This window comes from Thioclava sp. L04-15 (assembly GCF_002020275.1).
Taxonomy (GTDB): Bacteria; Pseudomonadota; Alphaproteobacteria; order Rhodobacterales; family Rhodobacteraceae; genus Thioclava; species Thioclava marina.
In genome coordinates this window covers 1227779-1235294 of record NZ_MPZW01000001.1, presented here as the reverse complement: position 1 = coordinate 1235294, position 7516 = coordinate 1227779, and the positions used below count along the sequence as shown (strand labels likewise).

Sequence of the window (7516 nt, the reverse complement as noted above, 5' to 3'; positions counted from 1 at the left end):
AGCTGACACTCAAATCATCGGCCGAAGCCTATTGAGCCGATATGCTCCGGTTCGCGTCGTATATGACCAAACCGCCCACATATCTCTTCAGATATCCATCAATGTCAAAGAGCGTAGAGACAAAAATCAACCAGTTGCGCCCCATCTTGTGGCGCCGCTAGCCAACCGCATCCCTAATTTTTTCTTTCGCTTTTCAGTGCCTTGCGGCTCTTTCCGGCGCCCCGTTGCGGTGTGTTCCGCTTCGGTGAGGGGGTATTTACGGATCAGGCCCGAAGTCCGCAAGAGCCTTTTTCAAAAAACTTTCGAATTTCCGTCGAAAAACTCTCATGCGATTGTTTTTATTTAGTTTTTATCTCGTCTCCGCAGGTGCGAAATATGCCGAACCCGGCCTTGGGAAAGAATCTTTCGCAAATCACCCGATTCAACGAAATCTCCTGAAGCGGGTCACCCTGGGTCAAGCTCTGCGCGGGCGGAATCGCAGCGCCAGAAGCAGCGCGAAAACCCCGAACCAGAGCCATCCCTCAGCCGAAATCACCTTCATCTGCCAAAGGTAATGCGCAACGCCGAGGCCCACGGCCGGGTAGACGAGCCAGTGTAGGCGCCGCCAATTGCGGCCCAGCTTGCGGATCGAGGCATTGTTCGAGGTCAGAGCCAGCGGGATCAGCAGCACGAATCCCGAGATCCCGAGAAAGAGATAGGGGCGCTTGATCAGATCGGCTGCCGCCTGTCCCCAGAGCATCCCCATATCAAGCACCACCCAGGCCGTCAGATGCAGCGCTATATAGAAGAAGGCCAAGAGACCGATCGCACGGCGATAGCGGATCAGGTTGATCCCCAGGAAACGCCGCGCGGGGGTGATGACCAGCCCGCCGATCAGGAACCATAGCGCGATCTTGCCCAGACGGTGCTCGATCGCCTTCACCGGGTCCACCCCGATTCCGCCGGTGAAAGTCAGCCAGATCACCCAGGCCAGCGGGATCAGCCCCGCGAGATAGACAACCCAGCTCGGCACGCGCCGCAGCGCGCTATTGATCGGGGCGGAGAGGCTGGCGGCGCTCATCAATAGTTTTTCGCCAGATCCATACCTCTATAGAGAGAGGCGACCTCATCCCCATAGCCGTTGAACATCAGTGTCGGCTCCCGCCCGGCGAAAAGCCCCGCCCCCACGCGCCGCTCGGTCGCCTGAGACCAGCGCGGGTGATCCACCTCCGGGTTCACATTCGCATAGAATCCGTATTCGCGCGGCTGGAGCTGTTTCCAGGTGGTCGGCGGCTCTTTCTCGGCCAGAGAGATCTTCACGATGCTCTTGATCGACTTGAAGCCGTATTTCCACGGCACGACCAGACGGATCGGCGCGCCGTTCTGGTTCGGCATCTCTTCATCATAAAGACCCGTCGCGAGAATCGTGAGCGGGTTCATCGCCTCGTCGAGGCGCAGGCCCTCGACATAGGGCCAGTCGATCCCGCCCTGGCGCTGTCCCGGCATCTGATCGGGACGATAGAGGGTCTGGAAGGCCACGTATTTCGCCGAGGGCTGCACGCCGACCCGATCGAGGAGCGCCGAGAGCTCGAATCCGATCCAGGGGATCACCATCGACCAGGCCTCCACGCAGCGGAAGCGATAGATGCGCTGCTCGAGCGTCACCGGCTTGAGAATGTCGTCGAGCGGATAGGTGCCGGGCTTGTCGACCAGCCCCCCGATCTCGATCGACCAAGGGTCCGTCACCATCTGGCCCGCATTTTTCTCCGGGTCGCTCTTGTCCCAGCCGAACTCGTAGAAGTTGTTATAGGAGGTGATCTCCTTGAGCGTATTCGGCGCGGCATCGGTCGAATAGGCCGAAGGTTTCGCATCGATGCTTGCCAGTGCCGGGCCAGCGATGGAGCCGAGCGCCATCGCGCCCGCCCCCGCCATGATCTGCCGACGGTTCAGAAAATCGGCTTTCGGAGTGACATCGGTCCAGTTCGGATCGGTGGAACGGGTCTTGCGCATCAAATCCTCCTGTCTTCCCGGCAATATGGGGCCGGGGCACATGTTTCGCATCCCTCTTCGCGCGCAGGAGCGACATTGTTACCTCTATGCATTGGAAAATTTACGCGCCAGTATCGGTCCCGGATCATCGGGCGACCCATTCGCGCCCGATCGGGAGATAAGGGAGAGACATATGAAAACGCTCATCGGGGCCGCGCTGGCGGCGAGCATCGCCATGGGCGCGCAGATCGCGCAGGCTCAGGAAGCCCACACCTGGACCACCGAGGACAGCTTCGAGAACGTGACCTTCGCGGTGCAGAACGCGATCGTGGGCGCGGGCCTCGTGGTCGACCATGTCAGCCATACCGGCGAGATGCTGGAGCGCACCAAGGACGCGGTCGGCGCGACCCAGACCCTGTTCACCGGCGCGGACATCTTCTCCTTCTGCTCGGCCAAGGTGTCGCGCGAGGTGATGACCTCAGACATCACCAACGTGCAATATTGCCCCTATACGATCTTCGTCTACGAAACCCCGGAGAAGCCCGGCGAGATCACCGTGGGCTTCCGCGACTATCCCGGCGAGACGATGCAACCCGTGACCGAGATGCTGACCGGCATCGTGAAGGACGCGCTGATGCTCGAATGAGCAAGGCCGCGCGGGATCACAGGTGCAGGTTTGCATGCGCCTTGATCCTGCGCGCCTCAAGCTGGCTCTTGCGGGTCTGACGCAGCGCCTCGACCATCATCGCGGTGAGAAAGCCGATGTTGAGAAGACCGTTCGCCGCCGCCATGCCCCCGAGGATGCGCCAGTTCTGATCGAGGATGATGTCGCCGTAACCCAGCGTGGTATAGACGACGAGAGCGAAATAGACCGCCTCCTCCATCGTGTGAAACACGTCGAGCACCCGGAAACAGACTGCCCAGGCCCACACGCTCGCCGTCACCATCGCCAGCGCCCAGAGCGCGGCGCCGATCACGATCAGAAGCATCTTGGGCCCGTGCGGCTCGCGCATCAGCCAGCGGCTCGCGCGCACGAACATCGCCTCCATCGCCCAGGCGGTGGTTGCGGCGAAGGATACCGTGATCAGCATCATCAGCGATCCGATGGCGATCTGATGGAGCATTGCGCGCCTCCTCTTGCACACTCTGAGCTAGGCGGGCCGCCCCCTTGTCGTCAAGCGCTCCGGTGACGCACTGGACACAGGCCCTGCCCTGCCCTATCTCGGTGCGACCATGGCCAAGAAATCCGACCCCAACTCCAAGCTGATCGCCGAGAACCGGCAGGCACGCTATCACTACGCCGTCGAGGACACGCTCGAGGCGGGGATCATGCTCATGGGCTCGGAGGTGAAGTCGATGCGTTCGGGCCAGACCAATATCGCCGAGAGCTATGCCTCGGTCGAGGACGGCGAGCTGTGGCTGATCAACGCCTATATCGCTCCTTATATGCAGGCAGGTCACTGGGGCCATGAAGAGCGCCGCAAGCGCAAGCTGCTCGTCTCCAAGAAAGAGCTGTCGCGTCTCTGGAACGCCACTCAGCGCGAAGGCATGACCATCGTGCCGCTGAAGATGTACTTCAACGAGAAGGGCGTCGCGAAACTGCTGATCGGCATCGCCAAGGGCAAGAAACTCGCCGACAAACGCGAGACCGAGGCCAAGCGCGACTGGAACCGCCAGAAACAGCGCCTTCTCAAGCAGAATTACTAAGACCTTTCGACGGATTCGGCCGCCCTGCCCTTGCGTCGGGCGCCCCCCTGAGTCTAAGCAATTCCGACCGGCAAGGGAGACGCATGACGATGGATGACCCGAAAAAGCTCGTATCGACGGACTGGCTTGCAGCCCATCTGAAGGATCCGGATCTGCGCATCCTCGATGGCTCCTGGTTCCTGCCGCAGATGGGGCGGGACGCCAAGGCGACCTATGACGCCAAACACATCCCCGGCGCGCGTTTCTTCGACATCGACGAGATCGCCGACAACCGCTCGGACCTGCCGCACATGGCCCCGCCGGTCGAGAAGTTCATCTCGCGCATGCGGGCGATGGGCGTGGGCGACGGCCACCAGGTCGTGATCTACGACCAGCACTCTGTGTTCTCCGCCCCGCGCGTCTGGTGGACCTTCCGCCTGATGGGCAAGACCGACGTGGCCGTGCTCGACGGTGGCCTGCCGAAATGGGAGGCCGAGGGCCGTCCGCTCGAGGACATGCCGCCGATGGTTCGCGACCGCCACATGACGGTGCAGCGCCACCCGGGCCTGGTGAAGGATGTCACGCAGGTCGCCCATGCGAGCAAGCTCGGTGATTACGAGATCATCGACGCGCGCGCCCATGGCCGTTTCATCGGCCAGGACGAAGAACCCCGCCCCAACCTGCGCAAGGGCCACATTCCCGGATCGAAGAATGTGGAATGGTCGAACCTGCTGACTGCCGAGGGCACGATGAAATCCCCTGACGCGCTGCGCGCGATCTTCGAGGCCGCGGGCGTGGACCTCGCGAAACCCGCGATCACCACCTGCGGCTCGGGCGTCAACGCCTCGCTTCTGGCCTTCGCGCTGGAGCTGATCGGCAAGACGGACTGGGCCGTCTATGACGGGGCCTGGGCCGAATGGGGCATGTATAACGACCTCAAGGTCGCAACCGGAGAAGCATGATGCTGAACAATCTCAAGCCGCAAGCGCCGGACAAGATCCTCGCGCTGATGGAGGAATACCGTGCCGATGAGCGCGACCAGAAGGTCGATCTCGGCGTCGGCGTCTACAAGGACGCGAGCGGCAAAACCCCGATCATGTCGGCGATCCACAAGGCCGAAAAGCAGGTCTGGGATCAGGAGACCACGAAATCCTATGCCGGGCTCGCCGGTCAGCCCGAGTTCCACGCCGCGATGGCCGAAATGGTTCTGGGCGCCGGCTACCCCGCCGACCGCCTCGCGTGCCTCTCGACCGTGGGCGGCACCGGCGCCTGCCGCATGGGCTTCGAGCTCGCGCGCATGGCCAACCCCGACACCACGATCTGGGTGTCGGACCCGACTTGGCCGAACCACCTGTCGATTCTGAATTTCATGGGTCAGGCGAACAAGCCCTACACCTATTTCAATGCCGATACCCGCGCGGTCAATTTCGACGCGATGATGTCGGATCTCGAGGCGGTCAAGGCGGGCGACATCGTGCTGCTGCACGGCTGCTGCCACAACCCGACCGGCGCGAACCTCACGATCGAACAATGGGGCGAAGTCGCCGACCTGCTCGAGCGCACCGGCGCCGTTCCGATGATCGACCTTGCCTATCAGGGCTTCGGTGACGGACTGGAAGAAGACGCAGCGGGCACCCGCCTGATCGCGTCGCGCCTGCCCGAGGTGCTGATCGCGGCCTCGTGCTCGAAGAACTTCGGCATCTATCGCGAGCGCACCGGCTGCCTGATGGTGCTGGGCTCGGAAGAGACCAGGAAGACGGTCCAGGGCAACCTCGCCTATCTCAACCGCCAGACCTATTCCTTCCCGCCCTATCACGGGCAGGCGCTGGTCACGCGCGTGCTCACCGATCCGGCCCTGCGCGCGGAATGGGAAGCGGAGCTCGAAGAGGTTCGCACCGGCATGCTCGACCTGCGCAAGCAGCTCGCCGACGAGCTGCGCAAGCTGTCGAACTCGGATCGCTTCGATTTCGTGGCCGAACATCGCGGCATGTTCTCGCGTCTGGGCGCAAGCCCCGAGCAAGTGGCGAAGATGAAGGCTGACGCGGCGATCTACATGGTGGGCGATTCGCGCATCAACATTGCCGGCCTCAACGCCAAGACGGTTCCGCTTCTGGCGAAAGCGCTCATCGACGCGGGCGTCTGAGCCAAGGGCGGCAGCGCTATTTTCTTCGAGATGGCGGCCTTTCGAGGTCGCCATTTTCTTTTGATAACTTTTTTTGCGGATTTCGACTTGAAATTATAAGCAGGCTTATAATGTATAGGCTCACGTTAAAGACATAACAGAGCCCCCAATGCCCCATCAAAGTCTCGGTTTCCTCATGCATGACGCGACGCGTCTGATCCGTCGGCGCTTCGAGGGGAAGGCGAACGAACTTGGATTGACCACCGCGCAATGGCGATTGCTGGTCTATCTCAAGCGGGAAGGACCGCTGCCGCAGGCGCGGCTCGCGGAGCTGCTCGAGATCGAGCCGATCTCGGTCTCGCGCCTCGTCGACCGGATGGAAGAAGCCGACTGGGTGCTGCGCAAACCTGATCCGACCGATCGCCGGGTCAAATTGATCCACCCTTCGGCGAAAGCCCGTAACGCCTTCGAAGACGCGCGCGAGATCGCCGACGAGATCTATGCGAAGGCTCTGGCGGGGCTCACCGAAGAAACCGTCGAGCAGGTCATGACCACTCTGCGCCACATCATCCAAAACCTCTCCGAAGAGAGCAGTTTAGAAGTTTCCGAGGCCAAATACGATGAGTGATACCGACCACACGCCCGCCGCCAAACAAGAGAAAACCCGCAAGGGACCGAAAACCTGGCTTCTGTTCCTAGTGCCCGCCCTCATCGTCGTGGGTGGCGCTTGGTACTGGCTGAACTCGGGCGGATCTGCGAGCACGGAGAACGCGAATTACCAGATGGCGCGCATTCCGATCGCCTCGCAAATCTCGGGGCGCGTCACGCAGGTCTACGTGTCGGAAAACGAACGCGTAAAAAAGGGGGCGACCCTCTTCAAGATTGACAAGAAGCCCTACGAGCTTGCTCTGGCAAAGGCGGATGCCGCACTGGCCTCCGCGCGGCTTCAGGTCGAACAACTGCGCGCCTCTTACAAGGCCGCGCTGGCCGATGAAAAGCAGGCCGCCGACAATGCCGCCTATCAGGAAAAACAGCTCGCCCGTCAGGAATCGCTGACGGCATCGGGCGCCTCGACCCAAACCGCGCTGGATGCGCAACGCACCACGACTCAGGCTGCGCAGGACACGCTTGCCGCCGCCGAACAGAAAGTCGCGGCTGCTCTGGTCGCGCTCGATGGTGATCCGGAGATCGCGGTCGACGACCACCCGACCGTGAAAGCCGCAATCGCGGCGGTCAACGACGCGAAGTACAATCTTTCGCTGACCGAGGTCACCGCCCCGGCCGACGGCGTGATCTACCAGGCCTCTTCGTTCAAGCCGGGCGAAATGGTGGGCGCGGGCTCGAGCCTCTTCACCCTCGTTGACACCTCGGATGTCTGGGTGATCGCGAATTTCAAGGAAACCGACCTCACACACATGGCCTCGGGCCAATCCGCGAGCGTGGAGTTCGACGCCTTCCCCGACCGCGAATATCACGCGACCGTCGAGGCGGTGGGCGCGGGCACCGGCGCCGAGTTCTCGATCCTTCCGGCGCAGAACGCGACCGGCAACTGGGTCAAGGTCACGCAGCGCGTGCCGGTGCGCCTGCGTCTTGCGGAAGGCTCCAACCTCGAGGGGCTGCGCGCGGGTCTCTCGGCCAAGGTGACGGTCGATACCGCCGCCCAGCCGCATTACAAGCAGTTGCTCAATCGCACCGAGACGTCGACCGCGCAGGCCGCAACCGCCAGCCAGGGGCAGTAAG

At 62.1% G+C, this 7516-nt stretch carries 10 protein-coding genes; 7 read left to right on the top strand and 3 right to left on the bottom strand.

Going from position 1 to position 7516, the window contains the following annotated elements; translation table 11 throughout:
- Window positions 1-346 (top strand): hypothetical protein (locus tag BMI90_RS18870; protein WP_210401916.1); only part of this gene is annotated, 346 nt, incomplete at its 5' end.
- A gap of 108 nt (window positions 347-454) precedes the next feature.
- Here BMI90_RS18870 and msrQ read toward each other — a convergent pair.
- Both msrQ and msrP read right to left on the bottom strand, forming a co-directional pair.
- Window positions 455-1060, bottom strand: coding sequence for a protein-methionine-sulfoxide reductase heme-binding subunit MsrQ (gene msrQ / locus BMI90_RS06135; RefSeq protein WP_078527102.1), 606 nt, complete (start codon window positions 1058-1060; stop codon window positions 455-457).
- Window positions 1060-1989 carry a protein-methionine-sulfoxide reductase catalytic subunit MsrP gene (gene msrP, locus BMI90_RS06130; RefSeq protein WP_078527100.1) on the bottom strand — a complete coding sequence of 310 codons (930 nt, stop codon included), beginning with the start codon at window positions 1987-1989 and terminating at the stop codon, window positions 1060-1062. Before msrP ends, msrQ begins: the two co-directional genes overlap by 1 nt.
- A gap of 172 nt (window positions 1990-2161) precedes the next feature.
- On the opposite strand from msrP, the gene BMI90_RS06125 reads away from it, so the two are divergent.
- Complete coding sequence (locus tag BMI90_RS06125) at window positions 2162-2614, top strand: DUF302 domain-containing protein (RefSeq protein ID WP_078527098.1); 453 nt, start codon at window positions 2162-2164, stop codon at window positions 2612-2614.
- A 16-nt stretch (window positions 2615-2630) separates the two neighbouring features.
- On the opposite strand, the gene BMI90_RS06120 is transcribed toward BMI90_RS06125, so the two are convergent.
- The gene (locus BMI90_RS06120) at window positions 2631-3092 is read right to left on the bottom strand and encodes a potassium channel family protein (protein WP_078527096.1); all 462 of its coding nucleotides are present in this window, start codon (window positions 3090-3092) and stop codon (window positions 2631-2633) included.
- Between the two features lie 109 nt (window positions 3093-3201).
- On the opposite strand from BMI90_RS06120, the gene smpB reads away from it, so the two are divergent.
- The 5 genes from smpB to BMI90_RS06095 all read left to right on the top strand — a co-directional run bounded on the left by smpB (window position 3202) and on the right by BMI90_RS06095 (window position 7515).
- The gene (gene smpB / locus BMI90_RS06115; protein WP_078527094.1) at window positions 3202-3675 is read left to right on the top strand and encodes an SsrA-binding protein SmpB; all 474 of its coding nucleotides are present in this window, start codon (window positions 3202-3204) and stop codon (window positions 3673-3675) included.
- An 83-nt stretch (window positions 3676-3758) separates the two neighbouring features.
- Window positions 3759-4616, top strand: coding sequence for a 3-mercaptopyruvate sulfurtransferase (gene sseA / locus BMI90_RS06110; protein ID WP_093469975.1), 858 nt, complete (start codon window positions 3759-3761; stop codon window positions 4614-4616).
- Window positions 4616-5797 carry an amino acid aminotransferase gene (locus BMI90_RS06105; protein ID WP_078527092.1) on the top strand — a complete coding sequence of 394 codons (1182 nt, stop codon included), beginning with the start codon at window positions 4616-4618 and terminating at the stop codon, window positions 5795-5797. Before sseA ends, BMI90_RS06105 begins: the two co-directional genes overlap by 1 nt.
- Before the next feature lie 148 nt (window positions 5798-5945).
- On the top strand, window positions 5946-6404 hold the full coding sequence (locus tag BMI90_RS06100; protein WP_078527090.1) for a MarR family transcriptional regulator: 459 nt from the start codon (window positions 5946-5948) through the stop codon (window positions 6402-6404).
- The gene (locus tag BMI90_RS06095; protein ID WP_078527088.1) at window positions 6397-7515 is read left to right on the top strand and encodes an HlyD family secretion protein; all 1119 of its coding nucleotides are present in this window, start codon (window positions 6397-6399) and stop codon (window positions 7513-7515) included. The genes BMI90_RS06100 and BMI90_RS06095 overlap by 8 nt, the downstream gene beginning before the upstream one ends.
- The last annotated feature ends 1 nt before the right edge of the window (window position 7516 follow it).

Bases quoted from the DNA above. Each gene is read 5' to 3' on its own strand.
- msrQ (WP_078527102.1), bottom strand. From the start codon at position 1,060: ATGAGCGCCGCCAGCCTCTCCGCCCCGATCAATAGCGCGCTGCGGCGC.
- msrP (WP_078527100.1), bottom strand. From the start codon at position 1,989: ATGCGCAAGACCCGTTCCACCGATCCGAACTGGACCGATGTCACTCCG.
- BMI90_RS06125 (WP_078527098.1), top strand. From the start codon at position 2,162: ATGAAAACGCTCATCGGGGCCGCGCTGGCGGCGAGCATCGCCATGGGC.
- BMI90_RS06120 (WP_078527096.1), bottom strand. From the start codon at position 3,092: ATGCTCCATCAGATCGCCATCGGATCGCTGATGATGCTGATCACGGTA.
- smpB (WP_078527094.1), top strand. From the start codon at position 3,202: ATGGCCAAGAAATCCGACCCCAACTCCAAGCTGATCGCCGAGAACCGG.
- sseA (WP_093469975.1), top strand. From the start codon at position 3,759: ATGACGATGGATGACCCGAAAAAGCTCGTATCGACGGACTGGCTTGCA.
- BMI90_RS06105 (WP_078527092.1), top strand. From the start codon at position 4,616: ATGCTGAACAATCTCAAGCCGCAAGCGCCGGACAAGATCCTCGCGCTG.
- BMI90_RS06100 (WP_078527090.1), top strand. From the start codon at position 5,946: ATGCCCCATCAAAGTCTCGGTTTCCTCATGCATGACGCGACGCGTCTG.
- BMI90_RS06095 (WP_078527088.1), top strand. From the start codon at position 6,397: ATGAGTGATACCGACCACACGCCCGCCGCCAAACAAGAGAAAACCCGC.